25 protein-coding genes and 1 riboswitch are annotated in these 26982 nt (G+C 62.2%); of the genes, 18 read left to right on the top strand and 7 right to left on the bottom strand.

Translation table 11 applies throughout. The features are described 5' to 3' along the window. Positions 1-150 precede the first annotated feature (150 nt). The 13 genes from FSO04_RS11580 (at position 151) to FSO04_RS11520 (ending at position 13864) form a co-directional block, all read left to right on the top strand. Entirely contained in the window at positions 151-948 is a 798-nt protein-coding gene (locus FSO04_RS11580) for a glycosyltransferase family 2 protein (RefSeq protein WP_154559825.1), read from the top strand. A 154-nt stretch (positions 949-1102) separates the two neighbouring features. Beyond that, a riboswitch (S-adenosyl-L-homocysteine riboswitch) is annotated at positions 1103-1237 on the top strand. 33 nt (positions 1238-1270) lie between these two features. After that, the gene (gene ahcY / locus FSO04_RS11575) at positions 1271-2686 is read left to right on the top strand and encodes an adenosylhomocysteinase (protein ID WP_154559824.1); all 1416 of its coding nucleotides are present in this window, start codon (positions 1271-1273) and stop codon (positions 2684-2686) included. 152 nt (positions 2687-2838) lie between these two features. After that, a complete protein-coding gene (locus FSO04_RS11570) occupies positions 2839-3192 on the top strand; it encodes a phage holin family protein (protein WP_028198543.1) in 354 nt (117 codons plus the stop codon). A gap of 11 nt (positions 3193-3203) precedes the next feature. Beyond that, positions 3204-4034, top strand: a complete 831-nt coding sequence (metF, locus tag FSO04_RS11565; RefSeq protein ID WP_154559823.1) for a methylenetetrahydrofolate reductase [NAD(P)H] — start codon at positions 3204-3206, stop codon at positions 4032-4034. A gap of 332 nt (positions 4035-4366) precedes the next feature. Continuing rightward, a complete protein-coding gene (locus FSO04_RS11560; RefSeq protein WP_154559822.1) occupies positions 4367-6010 on the top strand; it encodes an ABC transporter substrate-binding protein in 1644 nt (547 codons plus the stop codon). 201 nt (positions 6011-6211) lie between these two features. Further along, positions 6212-7840 carry an ABC transporter substrate-binding protein gene (locus tag FSO04_RS11555; RefSeq protein WP_154559821.1) on the top strand — a complete coding sequence of 543 codons (1629 nt, stop codon included), beginning with the start codon at positions 6212-6214 and terminating at the stop codon, positions 7838-7840. Positions 7841-7972: 132 nt separating this feature from the next. Further along, positions 7973-8983 (top strand): ABC transporter permease subunit, encoded by a 1011-nt coding sequence (locus tag FSO04_RS11550; protein WP_154559820.1) that lies wholly within the window; start codon positions 7973-7975, stop codon positions 8981-8983. Positions 8984-8990: 7 nt separating this feature from the next. Beyond that, entirely contained in the window at positions 8991-9908 is a 918-nt protein-coding gene (locus FSO04_RS11545; protein WP_154559819.1) for an ABC transporter permease subunit, read from the top strand. Between the two features lies 1 nt (position 9909). Then, positions 9910-10914 carry an ABC transporter ATP-binding protein gene (locus tag FSO04_RS11540; RefSeq protein ID WP_154559818.1) on the top strand — a complete coding sequence of 335 codons (1005 nt, stop codon included), beginning with the start codon at positions 9910-9912 and terminating at the stop codon, positions 10912-10914. Continuing rightward, the gene (locus FSO04_RS11535) at positions 10911-11930 is read left to right on the top strand and encodes a peptide ABC transporter ATP-binding protein (protein ID WP_154559817.1); all 1020 of its coding nucleotides are present in this window, start codon (positions 10911-10913) and stop codon (positions 11928-11930) included. Before FSO04_RS11540 ends, FSO04_RS11535 begins: the two co-directional genes overlap by 4 nt. After that, the gene (locus FSO04_RS11530) at positions 11923-13074 is read left to right on the top strand and encodes a TraB/GumN family protein (protein ID WP_154559816.1); all 1152 of its coding nucleotides are present in this window, start codon (positions 11923-11925) and stop codon (positions 13072-13074) included. The genes FSO04_RS11535 and FSO04_RS11530 overlap by 8 nt, the downstream gene beginning before the upstream one ends. A gap of 202 nt (positions 13075-13276) precedes the next feature. Continuing rightward, positions 13277-13555, top strand: coding sequence for a BrnT family toxin (locus FSO04_RS11525; protein WP_168435646.1), 279 nt, complete (start codon positions 13277-13279; stop codon positions 13553-13555). A gap of 123 nt (positions 13556-13678) precedes the next feature. After that, positions 13679-13864, top strand: coding sequence for a BrnA antitoxin family protein (locus FSO04_RS11520; RefSeq protein WP_233464817.1), 186 nt, complete (start codon positions 13679-13681; stop codon positions 13862-13864). A gap of 98 nt (positions 13865-13962) precedes the next feature. Here FSO04_RS11520 and FSO04_RS11515 read toward each other — a convergent pair whose 3' ends face one another. The 6 genes from FSO04_RS11515 to pxpB form a co-directional block, all read right to left on the bottom strand. Continuing rightward, positions 13963-15768, bottom strand: coding sequence for a tetratricopeptide repeat protein (locus tag FSO04_RS11515; protein WP_154559814.1), 1806 nt, complete (start codon positions 15766-15768; stop codon positions 13963-13965). Between the two features lie 218 nt (positions 15769-15986). After that, the gene (locus FSO04_RS11510) at positions 15987-16943 is read right to left on the bottom strand and encodes a DUF979 domain-containing protein (protein WP_154559813.1); all 957 of its coding nucleotides are present in this window, start codon (positions 16941-16943) and stop codon (positions 15987-15989) included. Beyond that, positions 16940-17689: a DUF969 domain-containing protein gene (locus FSO04_RS11505; protein ID WP_154559812.1), complete on the bottom strand. Its 750-nt coding sequence runs from the start codon at positions 17687-17689 to the stop codon at positions 16940-16942. The genes FSO04_RS11510 and FSO04_RS11505 overlap by 4 nt, the downstream gene beginning before the upstream one ends. Positions 17690-17991: 302 nt before the next feature. Next, positions 17992-18744, bottom strand: coding sequence for a 5-oxoprolinase subunit PxpA (pxpA, locus tag FSO04_RS11500; protein WP_154559811.1), 753 nt, complete (start codon positions 18742-18744; stop codon positions 17992-17994). Positions 18745-18763: 19 nt separating this feature from the next. After that, the gene (locus FSO04_RS11495) at positions 18764-19816 is read right to left on the bottom strand and encodes a 5-oxoprolinase subunit C family protein (RefSeq protein ID WP_154559810.1); all 1053 of its coding nucleotides are present in this window, start codon (positions 19814-19816) and stop codon (positions 18764-18766) included. Continuing rightward, positions 19813-20466: a 5-oxoprolinase subunit PxpB gene (gene pxpB, locus FSO04_RS11490; protein ID WP_154559809.1), complete on the bottom strand. Its 654-nt coding sequence runs from the start codon at positions 20464-20466 to the stop codon at positions 19813-19815. The genes FSO04_RS11495 and pxpB overlap by 4 nt, the downstream gene beginning before the upstream one ends. A gap of 207 nt (positions 20467-20673) precedes the next feature. On the opposite strand from pxpB, the gene FSO04_RS11485 reads away from it, so the two are divergent. Beyond that, entirely contained in the window at positions 20674-21186 is a 513-nt protein-coding gene (locus FSO04_RS11485; RefSeq protein WP_115783482.1) for a winged helix DNA-binding protein, read from the top strand. Between the two features lie 58 nt (positions 21187-21244). Here the strand turns inward: FSO04_RS11485 and FSO04_RS11480 are convergent, their stop codons facing one another. Then, positions 21245-21787 (bottom strand): 5-formyltetrahydrofolate cyclo-ligase, encoded by a 543-nt coding sequence (locus FSO04_RS11480; protein WP_233464816.1) that lies wholly within the window; start codon positions 21785-21787, stop codon positions 21245-21247. 77 nt (positions 21788-21864) lie between these two features. Between FSO04_RS11480 and FSO04_RS11475 the strand changes: the two genes are divergently transcribed. The 4 genes from FSO04_RS11475 to FSO04_RS11460 all read left to right on the top strand — a co-directional run bounded on the left by FSO04_RS11475 (position 21865) and on the right by FSO04_RS11460 (position 26795). Beyond that, positions 21865-23832: a lytic transglycosylase domain-containing protein gene (locus FSO04_RS11475; protein ID WP_154559808.1), complete on the top strand. Its 1968-nt coding sequence runs from the start codon at positions 21865-21867 to the stop codon at positions 23830-23832. An 81-nt stretch (positions 23833-23913) separates the two neighbouring features. Next, positions 23914-24867, top strand: a complete 954-nt coding sequence (locus tag FSO04_RS11470; RefSeq protein WP_154559807.1) for a complex I NDUFA9 subunit family protein — start codon at positions 23914-23916, stop codon at positions 24865-24867. A gap of 45 nt (positions 24868-24912) precedes the next feature. Then, positions 24913-25566 (top strand): glutathione S-transferase family protein, encoded by a 654-nt coding sequence (locus FSO04_RS11465; protein WP_154559806.1) that lies wholly within the window; start codon positions 24913-24915, stop codon positions 25564-25566. Beyond that, positions 25563-26795, top strand: a complete 1233-nt coding sequence (locus FSO04_RS11460; protein WP_154559805.1) for a multifunctional CCA addition/repair protein — start codon at positions 25563-25565, stop codon at positions 26793-26795. Before FSO04_RS11465 ends, FSO04_RS11460 begins: the two co-directional genes overlap by 4 nt. Positions 26796-26982: the final 187 nt, after the last annotated feature.

Raw genomic sequence — 26982 nt, 5'->3', positions numbered from 1 at the left:
GCTGATGGCGACGCTTCGTGTCGGCGCCGTTTGCGCGCAGTGCGTTGGCCGGTGCGGTCGCGCACGTCGCTTTTCCAGGATGGACCTGACGGGAAGCGGGCTACCATCGACGGTTCTCTATCGTTCGGCCCGCAGCGCCTGTTTCAATCCATGAAGCCCATCTCGATCATCATTCCCTGCTACAACGGCGCGGCGACGCTCGCCCGTGCGCTCAAAAGTTGCCTGATTCAGCCGGAAGCCGCGCAGATTGTCGTGGTGGACGACGGCTCGACTGATGGATCTACCGACCTGGTCGCACACTACGGACGTCTCGACCCACGCGTGTGCTTGCTGCAGATGCCGTACAACGGCGGCCCGGCTCGGGCGCGCAACTGGGGCGCGATGCATGCAGCTTACGGTCTGCTCGCCTTCCTCGACGCCGACGACGAATACCTGCCCGGCGCGCTAGCCGCCGCGAGCGCGTTTCTCACGCAGAACCCGAATGAAGTGTCCGTGCGGCTCGACGTCGACTACACGGATTTTCCGGTCGAGCTCACCAACCATCCCGACTTCGGCAAGCACGCCGCAACGCTCAGCAACACGGTGCCGAGCAGCCTGATCATCCGCCGCGCAGCGTATGCCGCGCTCGGCGGCTTTCCGATGGACAACGCGTTTCGTCGCATCGGTGGCGAAGATGGCGCGTTTTCGTGGGCCTTGCGTGACATTTTCGGCAACCGGCGCCTGGATGACGCGAAACGCGTGCGCATGCACTATCACGCGGGCATTCACGCCGAACGCTATTTCCGCATCGTTCTTGGTTTGCAGACACCGGATCCTGCCGACGTGGCCGATGCATTCCGCTTTTCGAGGCAGTTTCTCGAATCCGCGCGCGCGGGCATCGAGCAGTTGCGCACGGCAAGCGTCGCTGCCGGGGCGGCCGCCTCTGCTCCCCCGAATCACGCTGCGTAGATTCCAAACACCGACGTGGCTCGAGCGCAGGGCCGAGGCGCGCTGCGCCCGGCCAGCACCGCCTGCCGCCAAACACCCTGGAGTCACAAAAAGCTCCAACTCCGCCAGTCCAGCCTCACCCCGAAGCCATCTCGATTTGCTACAATCGCCGTTCGTCTTCGAGGAGCGTTGCGACGGGTACCGCGAATCAGCATATTCGCCGGCCGCCCGCCAGGCTCGGAGGCTTCAATCGGAGGGCCAGGATGCGCATTGCGCTCCCATCCACCGCATCGAACCGCGCTCACGTCAAATTTCTAGTCAATTCTTTAGAAAGGAGGGCGTGATGAACGCCGCAGTTCTCGATTCAAAGCAAGATTTTCTCGTCGCCGATATGTCGCTTGCAGCCTGGGGCCGCAAGGAACTGAATATCGCTGAAACCGAAATGCCCGGCCTCATGCAGACGCGCGAGGAATACAAGAGCTCGCAGCCGCTGAAGGGTGCGCGCGTCGCGGGTTCGCTGCACATGACGATTCAAACCGGCGTGCTGATCGAAACCTTGACGGCACTCGGCGCGGACGTGCGCTGGGCATCGTGCAATATCTTCTCGACGCAGGATCATGCAGCCGCCGCGATTGCGCAAGGCGGCGTGCCGGTGTTCGCATTCAAGGGCGAATCGCTCGACGAATACTGGGAATTCTCACACCGCATTTTCGAATGGCCGAATGGCGAATTCGCCAACATGATCCTCGACGACGGCGGCGACGCCACGTTGCTGCTGATCCTCGGCTCGAAGGCTGAGAAAGACCGTTCGGTGATCTCGAAGCCGGAAAACGAAGAAGAAGTCGCGCTGTACAAGTCGATCGCCAAGCATCTCGACGCCGATCCGGTGTGGTACTCCACGCGTCTCGCGCACATCCAGGGCGTGACCGAAGAAACCACGACCGGCGTGCACCGTCTGTACCAGATGGAAAAGGAAGGGCGCCTGCCGTTCCCGGCCATCAACGTGAACGATTCGGTCACGAAGTCGAAATTCGACAACCTGTATGGCTGCCGCGAATCGCTGGTCGACGGTATCAAGCGCGCAACCGACGTGATGATCGCGGGCAAGATCGCGGTCGTGGCGGGTTACGGCGACGTGGGCAAGGGTTGCGCGCAATCGCTGCGCGGTCTGGGCGCGACGGTGTGGGTCACGGAAATCGATCCGATCTGCGCGTTGCAGGCAGCGATGGAAGGCTATCGCGTCGTGACGATGGAATATGCGGCGGACAAGGCCGACATCTTCGTGACGGCGACCGGCAACTTCCACGTGATCGGCCACGATCATATGGCTGCCATGCGCAACAACGCGATTGTCTGCAACATCGGTCACTTCGATTCGGAAATCGACGTTGCATCGACGCGCAAGTACCAGTGGGAAAACATCAAGCCGCAAGTCGACCACATCATTTTCCCGGACGGCAAGCGCGTCATCCTGCTGGCTGAAGGGCGTCTGGTGAATCTGGGTTGCGCAACGGGCCATCCGTCGTTCGTGATGTCGGCATCGTTCACGAATCAGACGATCGCGCAGATCGAGTTGTTCGTGCACGGCGACAAGTACGAAAACAAGGTCTATGTGTTGCCGAAGCACCTTGATGAAAAGGTCGCGCGTCTGCATCTGGGGCGTATCGGTGCGGAACTGACGGTGCTGTCGGACTATCAGGCGAGCTATATCAGCGTCGACAAGAACGGTCCGTTCAAGCCGAACCACTACCGCTACTAAGCAACCGCTTCCAAGTAGCATCAAGCACGCGGGCGGTTTCAAAGCATGACAGTTTGACGACAAGGCGGCGCGCAAGGCGCCGCTTTGTTCACCATGCCCGCCTCGTCCCGCGCTTTTTCCCGTGATCGGACACCCTGCCAAAGGAGCTCTACATGACCGTGCTGCTGACCTGGCTGATCAACGCGCTTGCGCTCCTGATCATCACCTACCTCGTACCGTCGATTCATATCCGGAGTTTCGGCACCGCCCTGATCGTCGCGGTGGTGCTCGGATTGATCAATACGATCCTGCGTCCGGTGCTGATCCTGTTGACGCTGCCCGTCACGATCGTCACGCTCGGACTCTTCATTCTGGTGGTCAATGCGCTGTGCTTCTGGCTGTGCGCGTCGCTGCTGAAGGGATTTGAAGTGTCGGGTTTCTGGTCGGCGTTCTTCGGCTCGATTCTGTACAGCATCGTTTCGTGGCTGCTGTCCGCGCTTATTTTCGGCAACCGCAGTATCGGTTGATCTACTGAATCATGAACCCGATCGAACTTTCATTCGAATTCTTCCCGCCGAAAACGCAGGAAGGCGTCGACAAGCTGCGCGCCACCCGCACGCAGCTCGCCTCGCTCAAGCCCAAGTTCGTGTCCGTCACGTTCGGCGCTGGCGGCTCGACGCAACAGGGCACGCTCGACACCGTCGTCGAAATGGCGAAGGAGGGGCTCGAAGCGGCGCCCCACGTATCGTGCATCGGCTCCTCGAAAGAGAGCCTGCGCGCGATCCTCAACGAGTACCGCGCGCATGGCATCCGCCATATCGTCGCGCTGCGCGGCGATCTGCCGTCCGGCATGGGCGCAGTGGGTGAGCTGCGTTACGCGTCGGAACTGGTGGGCTTTATCCGCGCCGAATTCGGCGACTGGTTCTGGATCGAGGTGGCCGGCTATCCGGAGTACCACCCGCAGTCGCGCTCGCCGCGTCACGATCTGGAAAACTTCGCCCACAAGGTGAAGGCCGGCGCCAATTCGGCGATCACGCAGTACTTCTTCAACGCGGACGCGTACTTCCGTTTCGTCGACGACGCGAGGAAGCTCGGCGTGGACGTGCCTATCGTGCCGGGCATCATGCCGATTACGAACTTCTCGCAGCTGATGCGTTTCTCGGAGATGTGCGGCGCGGAAGTGCCGCGTTGGATCGCGCGCCGTCTGGAAAGCTTCGGCGACGACCGCGAGTCGATTCGCGCGTTTGGGCTGGACGTGGTGACGGACCTGTGCGGGCGTCTCATCGACGCGAAGGTGCCGGGCCTGCACTTCTACACGCTCAATGGCGCCGCGGCGACCAAGGCGATCTGCGAACGGCTGGGCGCTTAAGCGCTGAGTAGCCTCTGTAAAAAACCGCGCGGCGTATCCGGCCGCGCGGTTTTTTTCGCCGGAAATCGGGTGGTTGGTCAGCCCGGGAGTCTTGTTCCGGCACGTCTGCGCCTGAATCGTGCGTCTAGGCCCGTTGCGGCTTGACGTCTCGTATCCGATATCGTGCGCAGAAAATCCAGCCTAGGAAGTCAACGCGTCAGGCTGCCGATGCTGCAGCGCAGCAATTCCTCGCATCCAGTCTTTACCGGTGGGGTGTAAGCCCGCATTGAACCCGATTTTTGCGCTGTCTATGATCGAAGCGCAGCTGACTTGGCTGCTGTGCGGAGAACGTGATGACAGTATCCCGATTGCTGTTTGCAGTTCGCCATACCTGCCTGCCAGTCTTGAGCGCCTGCGCGGTGCTGGCTGCCGGCCTCGCGCCCGCCGCAGCCGGCGCGGCCGCCTTGCCCGACAAAACCCTCGTGTTCTGCTCCGAAGGCAGTCCAGCGGGCTTCGACACCGCCCAGTTCACCACCAGCGTGGAATTCACCGCCGGCTCGTACACGGTCTATAACCGGCTGATCGAGTTCGCGCACGGCAGTACCGATATCGAGCCTGGCCTTGCCGAGAAATGGGACGTGTCGCAGGACGGCCTGACCTACACTTTCCATCTGCGGCACGGCGTGAAGTTCCAGACCACCTCGTTCTTCAAGCCCACTCGCGAATTCAACGCTGACGACGTCGTCTTTACTTATCAGCGGATGCTCGATCCGGAACAGCCGTTCCGCAAAGCCTACGCAGTGCCGTTTCCGTATTTCACCGACCTTGGCCTCGCGAAGAACATCACCAAGGTCGAGAAGCTCGATCCGTATACGGTGCGTTTCACGCTGAAGGAAGTCGATGCGCCGTTTTTGCAGCAGATCGCAATGCCGTTTGCGTCGATTTTGTCGGCTGAATACGCCGATCAGTTACTGAAAGCAGGTAAAGCGTCCGATATCAATCTATATCCGGTCGGTACCGGTCCATTCATTTTCCGCAGCTATACGAAGGACGATTCAATTCGGTTTGACGGCAATCCCGATTACTGGAAACCGGGCGTCGTCAAAGTCAGCAAGCTGATATTCGCGATTACCGTCGACCCGGCCGTGCGGCTGCAAAAATTGAAGCGCGGCGAGTGCCAGGTGATGTCGTATCCGCGTCCCGGCGATATTCCAGCGGTTAAAGCCGATGCATCGCTCGCCATTCCGAGTCAGGTCGGTTTCAATCTCGGCTATATCGCGTACAACAACACCAAGAAGCCGCTCGACAATCTGATGGTGCGCCGCGCGCTCGATATGTCGATCAACAAGAAAGCGATTATCGAATCGGTGTATCAGGGCGCCGGCCAGGCGGCGACCAATCCGATGCCGCCGACGCAATGGGGCTACGACAAGAATCTGAAGGACGCCCCGTACGACGTCGACAAAGCGAAAGCGCTCCTCAAGGAGGCGGGCTACCCCGACGGCTTCGATCTGACGCTGTGGGCCATGCCGGTTCAGCGGCCTTACAACCCGAACGCGCGTCTGATGGCGGAAATGCTGCAGGCGGATTGGGCGAAGATCGGCGTCAAGGTGAAGATCGCTACTTACGAATGGGGTGAATATATTCGCCGCGGTCATTCGGGCGAGCATGAGGCAATGCTGATCGGCTGGACCGGCGACTATGGCGACCCGGATAACTGGTTGGGCGTATTGCTCGGCTGCGACGCAGTGAACGGCAGTAATTTTTCCAAATGGTGCTACAAGCCTTACGACGATCTGATCCGGAAGGGTCGCAGCACGACCGATCTTGCCGAGCGCACCAAAGCTTATACGGAAGCCCAGGAAATCTTCAAAGACCAGGTGCCGTTCACGCCAATCGCCCATTCCACGGTGTATCAGCCCATCAGCAAGAACGTCACGGGCTTCAAGATCGACCCGTTCGGCCCGACGCAATTCATGAACGTCGGCCTGAAATAAGAGCAGGCGGCGGTTTTCCGGCCGAGCCCGCCTCGCCTCGCAACAGCCGTACGCTCCAGCCAGCGCCGGCGTACGGCCGCCCACATGCCCTAACTGTTTCCGATCGTCAACAGGGGTATTTTCCTCCGCTTGTTGCTGTGAGCCAAGCTCAAGTAAGATCGCGCTACGCCGGCGGGAGCCGGCCCCGAACCTGGAGGAAACATGAAGCAAAACAACCTGTTGCGCGCCGCGCGTGTTACGACGCTCGTCGCTGCTGCAGCGGCATCGATGCTGGGCGCTACGAGCGCGCATGCCGAGATTCCGAACAAAACACTCGTTTACTGCTCAGAAGGCAGCCCTGCGGGTTTCGATCCGGCCCAGTACACCACGGGTGTCGACTTCACGGCCAACACGTTCACCGTTTATAACCGCCTCGTCGAGTTCGAACGCGGCGGCACGAAAGTCGAGCCTGGCCTGGCAGAAAAGTGGGATGTCTCGCCGGACGGCAAAACCTACACGTTCCATCTGCGCCACGGCGTGAAGTTCCAGACCACGTCGTTTTTCAAGCCGACGCGCGAATTCAACGCGGACGACGTCGTGTTCACGTTCCAGCGCATGCTGGACACGAACCAGCCGTTCCGTAAGGCGTACCCGGTCCAGTTCCCGTACTTCACGGACATGGGCCTCGACAAGCTGATCACCAGCGTCGAAAAGGTCGATCCGTACACGGTCAAGTTCACGCTGAAGGAAGTCAACGCGCCGTTCATCCAGAATCTGGCGATGGAATACGCGTCGATCCTCTCGGGTGAATACGCAGACCAGTTGCTGAAGGCCGGCAAGGCGGCCGACATCAACCAGAACCCGGTCGGCACGGGCCCGTTCATTTTCCGCAGCTATACGAAGGACGCGACGATCCGCTTCGACGGCAATCCGGATTACTGGAAGCCGAACGAGGTGAAGATCTCGAAGCTGATCTTCTCGATCACGCCGGACGCCGGCGTGCGCGTGCAGAAGATCAAGCGCGACGAATGCCAGGTGATGAGCTATCCGCGTCCGGCCGACATCGCGCCGCTGAAGGCTGAAGCGAACATCGCGATGCCGTCGCAGCCGGGCTTCAACCTCGGCTACCTCGCATACAACGTGTCGCACAAGCCGGTCGACAAGCTCGAAGTGCGTCAGGCGCTCGACATGGCGATCAACAAGAAGGCGATCATCGAGTCGGTGTATCAAGGCGCAGGCCAGGCCGCGACGAACCCGATGCCGCCGACCCAATGGTCGTACGACAAGAACCTGAAGAGCGCCGCGTACGATACGGACAAGGCCAAGGCACTGCTGGCGAAGGCCGGTTATCCGAACGGCTTCGACATCACGCTGTGGGCGATGCCGGTGCAACGCGCGTACAACCCGAACGCCCGTCTGATGGCGGAAATGATCCAGGCCGACTGGGCCAAGATCGGCGTGAAGGCGAAGATCGTCACGTATGAATGGGGCGAGTACATCAAACGCGCGCACGCAGGTGAAGACGACACGATGCTGATCGGCTGGACCGGCGACAACGGCGATCCGGACAACTGGCTCGGCACGCTGCTCGGCTGCGAAGCGGTGAACGGCAACAACTTCTCGAAGTGGTGCTACAAGCCGTTCGAGGATCTGGTCCAGAAGGGTCGCGAGTCGTCCGATCAGGGCGCGCGCACGACGGCGTACACGCAGGCGCAGCAGATTTTCGCGCAGCAACTGCCGTTCTCGCCGATCGCTCACTCGACCGTGTACCAGCCTGTCAGCAAGAAGGTGGTCGACATGCGTATCGAGCCGCTCGGTTATGCGCGCTTCGACGGCGTCAGCGTCAAGTAACAGTTATACAGTCAAGCTTACGCAGTAGCTTTTCGCACGGTTAGAAAACTGGTCGAAATGGTCCGGCGGCCGGGGTCACAAGCCCTCGTCGCCGGTTGCGTTTTTTCTTCATCAAGACCATAGGGACGAACCATGTTCCGCTTTGTTTTGCGCCGCATCGGCATGGTGATACCGACGTTCATCGGCATCACGATCCTCGCGTTTGCGCTGATTCACCTGATACCGGGCGACCCCATCGAAGTGATGATGGGCGAGCGCGGCGTCGATCCCGCCATGCATGCCGCCGCGATGCATCGCCTCGGGCTCGACGAGTCCTTGCCGATTCAATACGTTCACTACATCGGTCGCGCCATGCACGGCGACCTCGGCACCTCGATCATCACCAATACCAGCGTGATGGGCGAATTCCTCGCACGTTTTCCCGCTACCGTCGAACTGTCGATCTGCGCGATGCTGTTCGCGTTGATCGTCGGCTTGCCCTCGGGCGTGTTCGCGGCGCTCAGGCGCGGCACGGTGGTCGATCACGGCGTGATGGGCACGGCGCTCACCGGCTACTCGATGCCGATCTTCTGGTGGGGCTTGATCCTCATCATGTTCTTTTCCGTCGACCTTGGCTGGACGCCGGTGTCGGGCCGCATCGCGGTCGAATACGACATTCCGCACGTGACCGGCTTCATGCTGATCGACGCGTTGATGTCCACCGACGAAGGCGCGTTCAAATCCGCGGTCAGTCATCTGATTTTGCCGGCCATTGTGCTCGGCACGATTCCGCTGGCGGTCGTCGCGCGGATGACACGTTCGTCGATGCTCGAAGTGCTGCGCGAAGACTACATTCGTACTGCGCGTGCGAAGGGTTTGTCGCCTGGTCGCGTGATCGTCGTGCATGCATTGCGTAATGCGCTGATTCCGGTCGTGACCGTGATCGGCCTGCAGGTCGGCACCTTGCTCGCAGGCGCCGTGCTGACAGAGACACTGTTTTCGTGGCCGGGTATCGGCAAGTGGCTGATCGACGCGATCGGCCGGCGCGACTATCCGGTGGTGCAGGGCGGTATCCTGATGATCGCTACGCTGGTGATCGTTGTGAACCTCGTCGTCGATCTGTTGTACGGCGTGCTGAATCCGCGCATTCGCCATACGAGGTAACCTGACCATGGCAGACATACAAAATACAGTCCCCACAGCGGTGACGCCGCCCAGCGGCCGCGCCATCGCCGCCCGCGAATTCTGGGCGAATTTCTCGCGTAACCGTGGTGCGGTCGCCGCCGGCGTCATCGTGCTGGTGTTGATCTTCATCGCAATCTTCGCACCCTTGATCGCGCCGCATAGCCCGATCGAGCAGTATCGCGACTCCGTGAAAATCCCGCCCGCCTGGCTCGACGGCGGTAACTGGAAGTTCGTTCTCGGCACCGACGAAGCAGGCCGCGACATCCTCTCGCGTCTGATGTATGGCGCGCGGCTGTCGTTCTGGATCGGCTTTGTCTCGGTGGTGCTCGCGCTGATTCCGGGCATCGTGCTCGGCTTGATCGCGGCGTTCTTCGAGAAATGGGCCGATACGCCGATCATGCGCATCATGGACGTGCTGCTCGCATTGCCCTCGCTACTGCTGGCAGTCGCGGTGGTCGCGATCATCGGTCCGGGTCTCGTCAACACGATGCTGGCCATCGCGATCGTCGCGCTGCCGGGCTATGTGCGTCTGACGCGTGCGTCGGCACAAGGCGAATTGCAGAAGGAATATGTGACGGCTTCGCGGGTTGCAGGCGCGGGCACGCTGCGTTTGATGTTCTCGCAGGTGCTGCCGAACTGCACCGCACCGCTAATCGTGCAGGCTACGCTGGGCTTTTCGTCGGCGATTCTCGATGCCGCCGCGCTCGGCTTCCTCGGTCTCGGCGTGCAACCGCCGTCGGCGGAGTGGGGCGCGATGCTGGCCTCGGCGCGTGACTATATCGACAGCGCCTGGTGGATCGTCACGATGCCGGGTCTTTCCATCCTGATCTCAGTGCTCGCGATCAATCTGCTCGGCGACGGGCTGCGCGACGCACTCGATCCCAAACTGAAACGGATGGCATGACATGAGTAATCTATTGACCATCCGCAACCTCGCGGTGGATTTCAACGGCCTGCCCGCAGTCGATCGGATCAACCTCGATGTCGCGCAGGGCGAAGTGGTCGGCGTAGTCGGCGAATCGGGCTCGGGCAAGAGCGTGACGATGATGGCGCTGATGGGCCTAATCGACGCGCCGGGCAAAGTCACCGCCGACGAAATCACCTTCAACGGCAAGAATCTGCTGAAGGCGTCGGCGAAGGAACGCCGCAAGATCATCGGCAAAGACATCGCGATGGTGTTCCAGGACGCGCTCACCAGTCTGAATCCGAGCTACACGGTCGGCTATCAGATCAAGGAAGTGCTGAAGCTGCACGAAGGCCTGCGCGGTAGCGCGTTGGACAAACGCGCGCTGGAGTTGCTCGACCAGGTCGGCATTCCTGACGCTAAGAGCCGCATCACGTCGTTCCCGCATCAGATGTCGGGCGGCATGAACCAGCGCGTGATGATCGCGATGGCGATTGCCTGCAATCCGAAACTGCTGATCGCCGACGAACCGACCACCGCGCTCGACGTGACGATCCAGGCGCAGATCATGGAACTGCTGATCAAGCTGCAGAAGGAACGCGGCATGGCGCTCGTGCTGATCTCGCACGATCTGGCGGTGGTGTCCGAGGTCGCGCAGCGTGTCGCGGTCATGTACGCTGGCGAAGTGATCGAAACGAACCGCGTGCCGGACATCTTCGCCGCGCCGCATCATCCGTACACGGAAGCGTTGCTGGCGGCGATTCCCGAACACAATGTCGGCGCGGTGCGGCTCGCCGCACTGCCGGGCATGGTGCCGGGGCGTGATGATCGTCCGAAAGGGTGTCTGTTCGCACCGCGCTGCAAGTATGTGGTCGACGACTGCATGAAGGCGCGACCGGCATTGACACCGATGCAAGGTCACGCCGAAGTGGCGCGCGTGCGCTGCATCAAACCCCTGAACCTGAGCGGCGACGCCAACATTCACACCCATGGAGGCGCACGATGAACGCAGTACTCGAACCGCGGCGCCAGTCGGACCATGCGGGCGATCACGTCCTGGTTGCCGACAAGCTTGCGCGTTACTACACGGTGAAGCGCAGCATGTTCAGCCAGGGGACGGTCAAGGCTTTGAACGGCGTGTCGTTTGCGCTCGACCGCGGCAAGACCCTGGCGGTGGTGGGCGAATCCGGTTGCGGAAAATCCACCCTCGCGCGTCAACTGACCATGATCGAAAAGCCCAGCGCGGGCCGTCTGTTGATCGACGGTGAAGACGTGGCGGGCGCCGATCACGCGAAGATCGCGGCGCTGCGGCGGCGCGTGCAGATGGTGTTTCAGAATCCGTTTGCCTCCCTGAATCCGCGCAAGACAGTCGAGCAGACGCTCAGCGAGCCGCTCGCGATCAACACGCAACTGAGCACGACCGAACGCGCCGAACGGATCGCGCAGATGATGCGTACGGTCGGCCTGCGTCCGGAGCATGCCAAGCGTTATCCGCATATGTTCTCAGGCGGTCAGCGGCAACGCGTGGCCATCGCTCGCGCTATGATCCTCGATCCGCAGATCGTGGTCGCCGATGAGCCGGTGTCCGCGCTCGACGTGTCGATCCAGGCGCAGATTCTCAATCTGTTCATGGATCTGCAGGAGCAGTTCAAGACCAGCTACGTGTTCATCTCGCACAATCTGTCGGTGGTGGAGCACATCGCCGACGATGTGATGGTCATGTATTTCGGTGGCGTGGCGGAGCTTGGCGACAAGAAGCGGATTTTCTCGAATCCGCGTCATCCGTACACGCGTGCGCTGATGTCGGCCACGCCTTCGATCTTCGAAGCGGATCGCACCATCAAGATCAAGCTGCAAGGTGAAATGCCGTCGCCGCTGAATCCGCCGTCGGGCTGCACGTTCCATCAGCGCTGCCCGTACGCGATCGACCGTTGCCGCAGCGAAGAGCCGAAGTTGCGTGAAGTGGATGGCCGTCAGGTGTCGTGTCACCGCGCCGAGGAGGTGGGGGACATGGATGCCTGATGCAGTGGCGGCGCGTCGTCTTGCGCGCCGCTCGCGCGATGATGGCCGCCACGCTGCTTTCGCGCGGCGCTGGGGAGCGTTTGCACTGACCGGTGCCACGCTCCTCGGCGTATGTTCTGCTTTTCACCTGAGCGCAGGGCCGATCGGCCTCGCGCATGCCGCTGGGGCGGCTGCCAATACGCCCGCCCAGGCAGGACGGCCGGCGATGCCGGTGCCAAGTCTGCCGGCGCCGCCACGCGCCACCTTGCCGGGCTTCAATCCTCCGCCCGCTACGCCCGGCACCACGGCGAGCGGCCCGGTGCGCGCGCAGCCTGCGCGCATGCCGTTCTATGTCGCGACACGCGGCACCACGACCATTTACGTGCTCGGCACGTTGCATGTCGGCGACCCCGCCGACTATCCGCCCGGGCAACCGTTCCGCGCGCCGATCCTGGGCGCCCTAGCGGCTTCGCCGACGCTGGCGCTCGAACTCTCACCCGACGAACTGCTGGTCTCGCAAGACGACGTGTCGAAGTACGGCGTATGCCGCCGCGACTGTCTGCCGGGTCTGCTGCCCGAACCTTTATGGCGCAAGCTGGCCTTGCGCCTGCGCGGCAATCCCGCGGCGCAGGATGAAATCAAGAAGATGCGGCCGTGGCTCGCGTCTCTCGTCGTCGAAACCTACGATTCGTTGAGTGCAGGCTTGCAGACCGAGTACGGCACGGAAGCGCAATTGCAGAACGTCTATATCAGGACGCGCGGCAAGATCGTCGGTCTCGAGACCTTGCCGCAGCAAATGCGTGCGTTCACCGGACTCACGCTTGCGCAGCAACGCGAAATGCTCGCGCAGGACCTGGTGCAGACGCCCGCGGAAAACGTCGACGATGTGAAGACGTTGCACCGGCTGTGGCGAGTGGGCGATGCCGATGCGATTGCGGCGTGGCAGGCCGCGAAGTCCGAAAAGCTGGCGCGCGACAAGCGGATCTCCGATTCGATCGACAACCGGATCGTGTACGAACGCAACCGGCGCTTCGTATCGCGGATGCTGCTGATCGCCGGGCCGAACAAGCCGGTGTTCGTGGCGATCGGCGCGTTGCATCTGGGTGGCCGCAAGGGCGTGCTGCAGCTTTTGCGGCAGCACGGGTTCGTGGTGGATGCGGGGTGAGAGTCGTCCCAGCCTTACGCTGCGAAATCTGCGGCGTGGCTGATCACAGTCCTAACCGGGGTAGGCCGTTCGGCCAGATCAGGAACCGGTAATTTCACAGCCAGTCCGACGCTGACGTGTGTCGCAAACTGCTCGCGGCTCATGCGGACATAGCTACGCGTGCGTGCTATGATGTATGTACAGACGTCAATACAGGTGCTGTGTGCGGTTTGAATGGGACGAACTCAAGAATCAAATCAACATTCGTAAGCATGGCATCGATTTCCGAGATGCGGTCGACGTGTTCGATCATCCCGTGCTGACGGCGATAGACCAGCGGGAAGACTACGGTGAAGAACGCTGGATCGCGCTAGGCTGGATGGCCGCGATCGTAGGCGTAGTGGTGTACGTCGAACGCAGCGCCGATGTGATCCGTATCATTTCGGCCCGCAAGGCGACGAAGCACGAGGTCAAACGCTACAAGTACAGCGTCTGGAATTGACTGGCACGGTGGGTAGCGTGGGAATGGCTGAAAAGGAGCAGAGGCGAAATTATGGGTAAAACATCAGGAACCGACTGGAAGCGACTTGCAAAAGCAGGCGACGCGCAAATCGACACGAGCGACGTGCCCGAATTGGGCGACGATTTTTTTGACCGTGCCGAGTTGCACGTTCCGCCGAAACAGGCTGTGACCATGCGCCTGGACGCGGATGTACTGAGCTGGTTCAAAGAACAGGGGGCGGGCTATCAAACGCGCATCAACAAGTTGTTGCGCGCCTACATGCTGGCGCAGCAGCGTCGCCGTCCTTAAGGCGCGGCGCCGCGGCGTTCTGTCTGCGTACGAAGGTGCGTACGAAAGGATTGAGAAGGCGCTGCGCAGCAACGCCTGAAATCTGCGCAGCGTAGGTTTTATAGACTGCCGTCGCGTAGTTCTTCCGATACGCGTTCGACCACGGGCGCCCAATCGCCCAACCTGGTCTGCCGGAACAACTCCATCGCCGGATACCACGGCGAATCGCTGCGCTCTTCGAGCCAGCGCCAGTCCGAGTTGGCGGGCAGCAGCACCCACACCGGCTTGCCCAGTGCGGCAGCCAGGTGCGCCACGCCGGTGTCCACGGCGATCACAAGATTGAGATTCATGATGAGCGCGGCGGTGTCGTCGAAGCTCTTCAGATCTGCGGTGAAATCGTGGGCGCGGAAAGCTTCAGGTGCATCAGCCAACTGATCGTGCGCTGGCCCCTTTTGCAGCGCGTACCACGCGATGTCATTCAGCTCGCTTAGCTGGCTCAGGTTGGCCAATGCCATCGAGCGATAACGATCGTTGCCGAACGTCGGGCTGCCGGACCACACCAGGCCCACTTTGCGTTTTGCTTTGCCGGCTGCGTCTGCCCGTTTGCGCCATGTCTTGATCTTTGCCTTGTCGGCAAAAATGTACGGCACATCCGCGGGAATGGTCGACAGTTCGGTGCCGACGCACGACGGCACGCTCATCATCGGCACCCAGAAGTCGTACGGGCCTTCAGGCTTGCTACTGAACGCGCGATGCACGCCCGGGATGCGCTCGACCATCGGCAGAAGCGGCTCGCGCACACAGAGATCGACCGTGGCGCCGAGTTGCTCGAGCACGCGCGCATAGCGCAGAAACTGGAAGTGGTCGCCGAAACCCTGTTCGCCGACCAGCAACAGACGGCGCCCGTCGAGCGGCTCGCCATGCCACTCCGCAACACCCGGCACGGCGATCGCCTCGTAGTCGCTCTTGCGCCAGCGTTGCGCAAATTCCGCCCAACCCTGCTTGTAATCTCCGCGCTTGAGCAACAGCCACGCGAGGCCCTGATGCGCGTCCGCGTAGTTGGGATCGAGCGCCAGTGCATGACGGTAGAAGCCTTCTTCTTCATCCAGGCGGCCCTGCGCGCCGAGAGATCCGCCGAGGCAAACCAGATTGGTCGGGTTCGGCTTGAGTGCGACTGCACGCCGATACTGCGATTCGGCACCGGCGTAGTCACCGAGCTTGCCGATCAGGCTGCCCAGATTGATGTGGGCCTCGGCATAATCGCCACGCAGTGCCAGTGCCCGTTCGAAACTGGCGATGGCGGCGGCGTGGTCACCTTGCGCGTTGTACGCATTGCCAGCACTGAAATGCGCTTCCGCCGAGTGCGGATCGAACGCCAGCGCGTGCTGATAGCAGGCCAGCGCCTCGTCGTAGCGGCCGAGCTTGTTCAGCGCCGTGCCGAGGTTCAGATGTGCGTCGACTAGCGACGGATTCGCCGTCAACGCTAGCCGGTATTGTTCGATCGCTACTTCGAGCGAGCCTTGCGCTTGCAGCGCGACGCCGAAGTTGTTGCGCGCGTCGGCGAAATCCGGCTGCAACTGCAGCGCCTGGTCATAGCAGATCATCGCTTCTTCGCGATGGCCGAGCGCAGCGGCGACGAGACCACGGTTGCTCCAGCAGGCGGCGTCGGTGCGATCGAGTTTGAGCGCTTCGCTCATCAACTCGGCGGCGAAACCATGATCGCCGCGCTGATGTTGCAGTACGCCGAAGTAATGCAGCGCTTTGGCATGCGTTGGGTCGAGTGCGAGCGCTTCACGGTAAAAAGGCTCGGCCGCATCGAGGCGGCCGGCCTGGTGTGCTTCGAGCGCGGCCTCAATCAGAGAGGTGAGGTAAGCGGAGGGCGGAGCGTCGGTGGGCGCGGTGTCGGGGTGGGCTTGATGTTCCATGAGGGACCTGCTGGAAAGCGCTGACGGCGCGCGTTGCGCGCGTCGCCTGCGCATGTGGATGGAAGAGCATCCACCAGCTTATGTTCAGGCCCCTTCCATGGCGATCGGACGCCTCCGAATTCGGCGGCGTCCATTTGCCGCGGACTCACGCGCATGCATCGACCACAGCGAAAGTCCTATGAGATATCGAAGGCTGCCACGCGGTTCGGCAAACGGCCCTACAGGAACATCAGGAAATTCAACAGGAAGATGTTCACAACCAGCAGGGTCAGCGCGGTGGGCACCTGCACCTTGATCACCGCATTCTTATCCGGCAATTCCAGCAGCGCGGCCGGCACCATGTTGAAGTTCGCGGCCATCGGCGTCATCAGCGTACCGCAGTAGCCCGAGAACATGCCGATCGCGACCATCACCGCCGGGTTGCCGTGAAACACGCCGACCAGGATCGGCACACCGACGCCGCCTGTCATCACCGGGAACGCGGCGAAGCCGTTACCCATCACCATCGTGAAGAGCGCCATGCCGACGCAGTACACGGCCACCGCGATAAAGCGGTAGTCGAGGCTGATGTAGGCCGTGGTCACGTGAGCGACCGCCTTGCCGACGCCGGCGTCCGAGAACACGAGACCGAGCATGCCGAGCATCTGCGGCAGCACCGCGGCCCATGACAATGCGTCGACCAGGCGGCGCGCCTCTTTCATCGACTGGCCGACGGTATCGCGTGTCATCACGCAGGCAATCGCAAGTGCAATCACGCAGCCGATGCCGAAACCGATCAGCGTGACGTTGGCCTTCTCGAACAACGGCATGCCGCCAAAGATCAGATGGCTGGCCGACAGCGTAATGATCACGGTGACGACGGGAATCGTCAGCGCGGGTACAAACAGCTTGTTACCCAGACGCGCGGCGCTTGCCTTGCGCGCTTCGAGCGACAGCACCTTCGGCTTGGCTGCGGTCACGCCGCCGAATCCTGCGGCCAACGCCATCACGATCACCAGCACGCCGACCACCGACGGCGGCAGCTTGTCGCCGATCAGGAAGATCAGCGCGTAAAGAATCCAGAAACCGCCGGCGGTGAAACGGCGCGGGTGTTCTTTATCCGTGACGATCATGCCGCCGATCACGAGCAGCACGACGCCGAGCAGCCAGAACAGATAGGTAATCGTGAAGGTCATGCTTTGTCTCCTGCGGCGGATTGCGTCGGCGCGACGGAGGCGGTGTTCGCGGCGGCATTGCCGCGCAGTTCGCGTTCGAGTCTGCGGTCGAGCAGATAGAGGCGGAAGCCGTGAATGATGAACGCGCAGATCGCGGTCGGAATGCCCCAGACGGCCACGTGAATCGGCTCGACGATGATGCCGGCTTCTTTCAGGAAGGTCGTCATCAGCACGATTGCGCCGAACGCGACGAAGATGTCTTCACCGAAGAACAGGCCGACGTTGTCGGTCGCCGCGGAGAAGGCGCGCAATTTGAAACGCACGGCGTCGCTGATCTTGCCGAAGCGCGTTTCAGTCGCGCCTTCAGCCATCGGCGCGATCAGCGGACGCACCATCTGCGGATGGCCACCGAGACCGGTCAGGCCGACAGCGGCGGTCAGCTCGCGCACCAGCAGATAGACGATCAGCAAGCGCCCCGCGGTCGCGGCCTTGATGCCGCCGATCCAAGCTTGCGCGCGCTCTCGCAGGCCGTGCCGTTCCAGCAGGCCGATCACGGCCAGCGGCAGCAGGATGATCAGCGGGATATTGCGGGTCTTGATGAAGCCGGTGCCGATTTCAGCGAGGATCTTTTCAGGCGGGAAGTGCGCGGCCAGACCGGTGATGATCGCGGCAACCGCCACGATCAGCATCGGATTGAACCGTAATAAAAAGCCGACGATGATGACGGCCACGCCAATGAGCGGCCATAGACTGACTGTTGTCTGCATCTGGATCTCCAAACAGGGTTTCAACCTCGCCGCTTGTGGCGGCTAACGTGGGCCGGCGCCTGATGATCCACGCGCCGTCTTGCTGCCACGGCTCTTGATGGCCGCGTTGCTTCGACTACACCTGCACCTGCACCTGCTGCTTGTTTGCTGATTGTTTGCCGCTTATCTGCTGCTCATTTGCTGTTCCACCGCGGGTACTGCAATGCGTCCTGCACCTGACAAACGCCCCGCACGGAGCGGGGCGTTCGGGGTTGGGTAACGGTTGAATCGCGCTGTCTGGTTCGCAATGATCGACGCGCGAGTCAGACGCTCGCGGCGCCGGCCGCGTGAACATCAATGCCCGCGTCCTCTAGCGCGCTGCGGATGCGCCGTGCGAACGCCAGCGCGTGCGGGCCGTCGCCGTGCAGGCAGATGGTTTGGGCGTTGAGCGGCACCCAGTGTCCGTCGACGGCCTGCACGCGGCGCTCGCGCACCATGGCGAGCGTGCGCTCCAGCACCACGTCTTCGTCGTCGAGAAGCGCGCCCGGTTCCTTGCGCGGCACGAGCGAGCCGTCGGCGCGATAGCCGCGGTCGGCGAATACTTCTTCGACGGCAGTCAGGCCGGCTGCCCGGGCAGCCGTCACGAGTCCGCTGTTGGCGAGCGCGAACACCGCCACCGACGGGTCGAAATCGTGAACCGCCGAGACGATCGCATCGGCGATCTTCGCGTCGCGCGCGGCCTGGTTGTATAACGCTCCGTGTGGCTTCACGTGCGCGATGCGCCCGCCTTCGGCCTGCGCGATCGCCGACAGGGCGCCGAGCTGATACAGCACGCCTGCGTAGATATCGTTGGCCGGCAGATCCATTTCCTTGCGGCCGAAATTCTCAGGATCGTTAAAGCTCGGATGCGCGCCGATCGACACGCCTTTTTGCACCGCCCAGCGCACGCAGTCGCGCATGGCGTTAGGGCCGCCCGCGTGCCAGCCGCACGCGATGTTGGCCGAGCTGACGAGGTCGAGCAGCGCCTCGTCGGAACCGCAGCCTTCGCCGAGGTCGGCGTTCAAATCGATTTCCATGGTGTTCCCCTACATAGTGTTACAGCGTTGCGACCGCCTGCTGGCGCGCGCAACGTTCTTCGTGCATGGCAATCGCGGCGTCGATCTGCCGCAAATACGTGCGCTCTTCCAGCAAAGCCTGGCGTGCCTCATAGGGCGTCGTCGGGATGAAACGGATGGCGGCGTTCAGGCGAACCTGCGCGAGCTTCCATAGATCGGCCTGGATCACGGCGCCGATCTTCGGGTAGCCGCCGGTGGTCTGCGCATCGCTCATCAGCACGATCGGCTGGCCGTTCGGCGGGACCTGAATCGTGCCGGGCAGCACGGCGTGCGAGAGCAGATCGTTTTTCCGGGTGCGCTTCAGTTCCGTACCGGCGAGGCGGTAGCCCATACGGTTGCTGTTCGGTGTGACCAGCCATTCATCGGACCAGAACGATTCGTGCGCTTCTTCAGTGAAGCTATCGTATTCCGGGCCTTGCAGCACGCGGATCGGCACGGCCCACGGCACGCCGGACGGATGCCGGCCGCGCCGCAGCGGTTCGTGAACCAGCACGAACTTGCACCAGGCGGGCGCCTTCACGCCGAACTCGGGCGCTTCGGGGGTAAAGCCGAGGTGGCCGCGTTGCGGCGGCGCGCCGACCGGCAGACGGTCGCCGTCGCGCAACGCCCGGCCGCCGAGTCCGCCGAAATGGCCGGCGAGATCAGTGCTGCGCGAACCGAGCATCGGCAACACGTCGATGCCGCCCGCGATGCAGACATAGCCGCGCATGCCGCGTTTGGCCGCTTGCAGAACCAGCTCCTGGCCGGCCTGCACCGGCAGGCTCCACCATGAATAGACCGGCTTGCCGTCGAGCGTCGCGCCGAATTCGGTGCCGGTGATGGCCACGCGTGTGGCGCGCAGAAAGCGCAGCACGGTCGGGCCGAAGGTAATTTCCAGGCCGGCCGCATCGGGCCGGTTGCCGACCAGCCGGTTGCCGACTTCAAGCGACAGACGGTCGAGCGCGCCACCCATCGCGACGCCGAGATGCCGGTAGCCGTGACGGCCGAGATCCTGAATCGTGGTCAGCAGACCCGCGCGAATCACATCGATCATGCGTGTATCCCCGCGACGGTAAAGCGCACCCGGTCGCCCGGTTGCAACAGCGTGGGCGGACGGCGAGACGGATCGAACAGCGGCAGTTCGGTGCGGCCGATCAACTGCCAGCCGCCGGGAGAGGTCGCCGGATAAATGCCGGTCTGTTCACCGCCGATGCCGACCGAACCGGCCGGCACTTCCAGCCGCGGCGACGAACGGCGCGGCGTGTGCAGCGCTGTGTCGAGCCCGCCCATATAGGCAAAGCCCGGCTGAAAACCGAGGAAGAACACCACGTACTCGCCGTCCGCATGACGTTGCACGACCTCGCGCACGCTCAGGCCGCTGTGATTGGCGACCGCTTGCAAGTCGGGGCCGAACTCGCCGCCGTATTGCACCGGAATGTCGACTTGACGACCGGCCGCGGGCACGTCGCTTGCCGCGTTCCAGGCCGCTTGCAGAAGGCTCACCAGCGCTTCGCGATCGGCTTCGAGCGAATCGAATACGAGCGTCAGATTGTTCATACCGGGCACAACCTCGAGCACGTGCGGCCAGTCGCGCGCGGCCTCGGCGGCAGCCCACACGCGCCGCTGGCAGTCCAGCGTGGCAGGCGGCGGCGCCTCGCAGACTAGCGCGGCATCGCCGAGCGGAAAGATTTTTGGTTGGCTCATCGCTTAACGGCCCAGGTTGAGTCGGAGATGTCGAGCATATCGGACCCTGTGCCTATTTATCAGCATAGGGTCCGTGATGTCTGAAGCGTACATTATCAATAAAATCTCAACAAATTCTCAATAAGCGTTTTCGCCAGGGTCCCGAGAATGGGCTGCTCGTCGTACACTCCCGACACCTTCCCATCCTGTTTCTCGAGAATTTTCACCATGTCGCGCCATCCCACCAAGATCGTTTCCTCGGAACATCTCGTGTCTGACACAAGCGCGGAGCTGTCCGAGCTGGAGTACGCACTCATCATGGCGGGCAACGCATTCAACCGGTGGATGGTGCGCTGCATGTCGGCGGCCGGCGAAAAGGACATGACCGCGATCGAAGTCTCGTTGCTGCACCACGTCAGCCATCGCGAGCGGCGCAAGAAGCTGGCGGACATCTGCTTTGTGCTGAACATCGAAGACACGCACGTCGCCACTTACGCGTTGAAGAAGCTCGTAGCTAGAGGGTATGTAAAAAGCGAAAAGACCGGCAAGGAAGTGTTCTTCTCGGCGACCGATGCAGGCCGTGAGCTTTGTCTGAAGTACCGCGAGGTGCGCGAGAGCTGCCTGATTTCGACGCTGAAGGAAAGCGGCCTGACCAACGAGCAGATTGGCGAGGCGGCGCAACTGATGCGCAATGCGTCCGGACTGTACGACACGGCCTCGCGGGCGGCGGCGTCTTTATAACGGGCTTTGCCCTCGGTGGTGGGAGAGGGATGCGCCTCGCACGGCGCTCTTCAAACGCTTAATCTGCCGGCTGTGGATAGAGACCGGCTTCCGTCACGATCAGATCGAGCGGGATGTCGTGGGCCTCGCGCTGCAATGCGTCCGTGCGGCACGCTTCATAGGCGATGCCGACCGTGACCGGCTTCTTCGGCCCAGGCCATGCGGCCAGCGTGCGATCGTAGTAGCCACCGCCGTAGCCGAGCCGGAAGCCGTCGGCGTCGAAGCCCACGCACGGCACGAACAGCAGATCGGGAAGCACCACGCGCCCCGAAGTGGGCTCGGCGATCTTGTGATGGCCGATCTTCATCGCCATATCCGGCGCCCACGCGTGAAATTCGAGCGGCACGCCGCGTTCCTTGACGATCGGCAAACCCGCCTCGCGTTGCGAGTCGGCCGCGAGCCAGATCGCAATCGCGGCGCGCGCGTCGAATTCGCCCGCCAGCGGCCAATAGAACCCCACGCTGCTCACGCCGTAGTGCTTCAACGCATCGAGAACGCGACGGTTGAGCGCGGCGTTGTGCGCCGGCTCGGAAGCCGCTTGTAGCCTTGCTTCCAATAGCATTCGACGCAGCGCCTTTTTCGATTCTGCGACGGGGTTGCATGCTATGCTTGGGTTCAATTCGCGCTCCAGAAACAACGATGTCAAAACGCCTCTATCGAGTATATCGCGCGGCTGGTCTGGCGCTTGCCGCTGCGGCACTCGTCGCGTGCAGCACGGCCTCCGCCGTCAAGCCCATTCCCCTTTCGCAACTCACGAACGACGACCAGACCTTCGTCCAGCTTCGCGAAGCCGCCCGCAACAATGACGCGGGGCGCGCAGCGCAACTGGCGAGCATGATCCCGAACTATCCGGCACCTTCGTATCTGGAGTACTTCCAGCTCAAGCCGCAATTGTTCGATTCCAGCGGCCATGCGCGTATTGACGCGCCGGATGCGCCGGTGCTGTCGTTCCTGCAGAAGTACGACGGCCAGGCCGTCGCCGACCGCATGCGCAACGACTACCTGACGGTGCTCGGCGCGCGTCACGACTGGCGTAACTTCGATCAGCAATACGCGCGTTTCGTGCTGAACGACGATACGCAGGTTAAGTGCTACGCGCTCGAGTCGCGTGCCGCGCGGGGTGAAAACGTCGCCGACGCGGCGCGCGCGCTGCTGGTCGATCCGAAGTGGTACGGCGACGGCTGCGTCGATCTGGTTACCGCGCTTGCGGTCAACCAGCAATTCAGTTCCGACGACGTGTGGCAACAGATCCGCCTCGCGTACGAACAGAACTACACGAGCACAGGCAGCAAGCTCGTCGATGCGCTCAGCAACCAGCCGCCCGATCCGGTGCTGTTCGGCCAGGCCACGAGTACGCCGCCGTTGTTGCTGGCGCGCGGTGTCGGTCCGGATACGCAATCGCACCAACTCGCGTTGCTGGCGATCACGCGCATGGCGCGCAACGATCCGGCCATGGCAGCGGCCACATTCGCCTCGGTGGCGCCGTCGTTGAGTTCGCCCGAGCGCGCAATCGGTTGGGGCACGATTGCGTATCAAGCCGCTGCCAAGCAGATGCCGAGCGCGGTGGACTGGTACCGCCTGTCGGTGAATGCGCCGCTGTCGAACCCGGCGTACGAATGGCGCACCCGCACCGCGCTGCTCGCCGGCGACTGGACGATGGTGCGCTGGTCGATCGAACAGATGCCGGCGGCGCTGCGCAATCAGCCGTCGTGGGTCTACTGGCACGCCCGCGCGCTCAAACAAGCCGGCGACACGACCACGGCCAACCAGGAATTCGAGTCGATCTCGCAGGGCTTCAACTTCTACGGCCAACTGGCTGCGGAAGAGCTTGGCCAAAAGATCACCGTGCCGCCGAAAACCACAGTGACCGACGCCGAAATCCAACAGGCCGGCAACACGCCGGGCTTCGATCTGGCGCAGCGTTTCTATGCGCTGAATCTGCGCCTCGAAGGCAATCGCGAATGGAACTGGCCGCTGCGCGATATGAGCGACCGGCAACTGCTCGCCGTTGCCGAATACGCGCGCCGTATCCAGTTGTATGACCGCACTGTCAACACGGCGGATCGCACGAAGAGCGAGCACGATTTCTCGCTGCGTTATCTGTCGCCGTTCAAGGATATCGTCGAGCGCGATGCGCAGTCGAATGGGCTCGACGTCGAATGGGCGTACGGGCTGATTCGCCAGGAATCGCGCTTCATCATGAACGCGCGTTCGGAAGTTGGCGCGAGCGGTCTGATGCAATTGATGCCGGGCACCGCGCAACTGGTGGCAAAGAAGATCGGCCTCGGCCCGATTTCGCGCGAGCAAATGAACGACATCAACACCAACATCCTGCTCGGCACGAACTACCTGTCGATGATCTACAATCAGTTCGACGGGTCCGCCGTGCTGGCTACTGCGGGTTACAACGCGGGCCCGGGCCGTCCGAGCAACTGGCGGCAATCGTTGCAGCATCCGGTTGAAGGCGCGATCTTTGCCGAGGCGATTCCGTTCCAGGAAACACGCGATTACGTAAAGAATGTGTTGTCTAACACGGTCTACTACGCGGCATTGTTCGAAGGCCGTCCGCAATCGCTGAAGGCGCGTCTGGGTTATATCGCGCCGTAAGCGCCGTGCCGCCGCCGCATCACTCTGATGCGGCGGTGCGCCACGCCAGCCGTTGCCGCGGCTTCCACTAGGGAGTCGAAAATGCGACATCAAGCCATTGCGATCATCGGCGGTTCCGGTTTTATCGGCAGCCATCTCGTCAACGCTCTCGTTGAAATGGGCAAAGACGTGCGCATCGCCACCCGGCGCCGCTACAACGCTCGCCATCTCACGTTGCTCCCCATCGACGTGATCGAAGCCGACGTGTTCGATCCGGTCCAGCTCGCGCGTTTCGTCGAAGGCGCCGATTGCGTCATCAACCTCGTTGCCACGCTGCATGGCAAACGCGGCACGCCTTATGGCCCGGAGTTCGCGCGCACGCACGTCGAATTGCCGACCAAAATCGTTGCGGCTTGCGAAGGCAAGGGCGTGCACCGGTTGATTCACATCAGCGCGCTCGGCGCCGACTTGAATGGGCCGAGCATGTATTCGCGCTCGAAGGGTGACGGCGAAAAGGCCGTGCACGCGGCGAATCTGGCGTGGACGATTTTCCGTCCGTCCGTGGTGTTCGGTCCTGAAGACCAGTTCCTCAACAAGTTCGCGTTCCTGCAGCGGATGTTCCCGGTGATTCCGCTTGCGATGCCGGACGCGAAATTCCAGCCGGTGTACGTCGGCGACGTGGCAAAAGCGATCTGCAACGTGCTCGATCTCGACGCGGCCAGCGGCCATACCTACGACCTCGGCGGGCCGACCGTCTATACACTCGAAGACCTCGTCAAGTATTGCGGCGACGTGATCGGCAGGCATGCGCGAATCATTCGCCTGCCGGAGGCGTTGGCGCGCTTGCAGGCGTTGACGTTTGAAATGGCGCCGGGCGAACCGGTGATTTCGCGCGACAATCTCGATTCGATGAAAGTCGACAACGTGTTGAGCGGACCGCTTGCGCCTGAACTCGGCATCGAACCCGCCAGCATTGAAACGATCGCGCCCGTGTATCTGACCGGCGCGTCGACGCGTTCGCGCTTCGACGCGTTTCGCGCGAGCGCGGGGCGTTGAACCTTTGGGCGTTAAACCTTTTTATCTCTTCCTTTCATATCAGGCATGAAGCTGCTTATCGGTGACAAGAACTACTCGTCATGGTCGATGCGTCCGTGGCTGCTGGTCAAACATTTCGGTATTCCGTTTGAAGAGGTGCTGATTCATCTGTATGAATCCGGCACGAAGTCCACGATTCTGGCTTACGCGCCGACGGGTCCGGGCAAGCTGCCGTGCCTGATCGGCGAAGATGGATCGGCTACCTGGGATTCGCTGGCGATCGCCGAGACGCTGGCTGAGCGCTTCCCGCAGCATGCGCTGTGGCCGCGCAACCCGGCGGCGCGTAGCCACGCACGCAGCATCAGCGCCGAGATGCATTCGGGTTTCGGCGAATTGCGCTCGAACATGTGGATGAACATTCGTGCGTCGTTTCCGGGTAAGAACGCAACGCCGGGCGCGCTCGCCGACATCGCACGCATCGACGCGATCTGGAGCCGGTGTCTCGATACCTACGGCGGTCCTTTCCTGTTCGGCGAGTTCAGCATCGCCGACGCGATGTACGCACCCGTCGTGATGCGCTTCAACACGTGGCAACCGGCGCTCTCCGAAGCCGCCGCGGCTTACGTTCGTCGCGTGACGGCGTTGCCGGCGGTGAAGGCGTGGATCGACGACGCGCTGCGCGAAACGCATGCCATTCCGTACCAAGACGTATGCCCATGAATATCTACGCAGTAGGCGGCGCGATCCGCGACGAGTTGCTGGGCGTACCCGTGCAGGACCGGGATTACGTGGTGGTTGGGGCGACGCCCGAGCAGATGGTGGTGCAGGGCTATCGTCCGGTGGGCAAGGATTTTCCGGTGTTTCTGCATCCGCAGACGCACGAGGAATACGCGCTTGCACGCACCGAGCGCAAGACGGCCGCGGGCTATCACGGCTTCCAGTTCTTCTACGCGCCGGATGTCACGCTCGAAGAGGATCTCGCTCGCCGCGACCTGACAATCAACGCGATGGCGCGCGAAATGCGCCCGGACGGCGAACTGACCGGTCCGGTGATCGACCCGTTCAACGGCCGGGGCGATTTGCAGGCGCGGCTGTTTCGCCATGTCAGCGATGCGTTCCTGGAAGACCCCGTGCGGATTTTGCGGATTGCGCGGTTCGCGGCGCGCTTCGTCGATTTCACGGTGGCGCCGGAGACGATGGCGCTGATGCGCAAGATGGTGGCCGACGGTGAGGTCGATGCACTGGTCGCCGAGCGCGTGTGGCAGGAGGTGTCGCGCGGGTTGATGGAGAAGAAGCCGTCCCGCATGTTCGAGGTGCTGCGGGAATGCGGCGCGCTGGCGCGGATTCTGCCGGAGATCGAAGCGTTGTTCGGCGTGCCGCAGCGGGCTGACTATCATCCCGAAGTGGATACGGGCGTGCACGTGATGATGGTGGTCGACCATGCCGCGCAACAGGGTTACGCGTTGCCGGTTCGGTTCGCAGCGCTCACGCATGATCTGGGCAAGGCGACGACGCCGGACGACGTATTGCCGCGGCATATCGGGCATGAGGGGCGCAGCGTGGATTTGCTGAAGCCTTTATGTGAGCGGCTGCGGGTGCCGAATGAATGCCGCGATCTGGCGCTGCTGGTCGCGCGGGAGCATGGGAATATTCATCGCGTGATGGAGATGGGGGCGGCCGCGTTGGTGAGGCTGCTCGAGCGCAGCGATGCGATTCGGAAACCGGCGCGGTTTGCTGAAGCCTTGCAGGCTTGTGAGGCGGATGCGCGTGGGCGGCTTGGGTTTGAGATGCGGGAGTATCCGCAGGCTGAGCGGCTGCGGATTGCGCTTGTTGCTGCGCGGGGGGTGGATGCTGGTGCTGTGGCTAAGCGGCTCGTTGACTCGCCTGCGGGGATTAAGGATGCCGTGCATGCTGAGCGCGTTCGCGCTGTTGAAGGGGCTCTTGTTTGAGGTTTTTTGCCTACTCGGCGCTTGTTGTCAGTGTTCTTAGGGTGTTGGCCTTTCCTTGTTTTGTTAGTGGTCTATTAGCGTTGCCCCTGTGCGGGGCGGCACCTACTTCTCTTTGCCGGCTGTGTATAGACCGGGGACATGGTTGACAGACGTGCGGGGACATCATTGACACTTTATGGTCAGTGAT

It is taken from the genome of Paraburkholderia madseniana (genome assembly GCF_009690905.1).
In the GTDB taxonomy this organism is placed as follows: domain Bacteria; phylum Pseudomonadota; class Gammaproteobacteria; order Burkholderiales; family Burkholderiaceae; genus Paraburkholderia; species Paraburkholderia madseniana.
The sequence above is the reverse complement of the archived record's forward strand: the minus strand, read 5'-3'. Positions and strand labels throughout refer to the sequence as shown.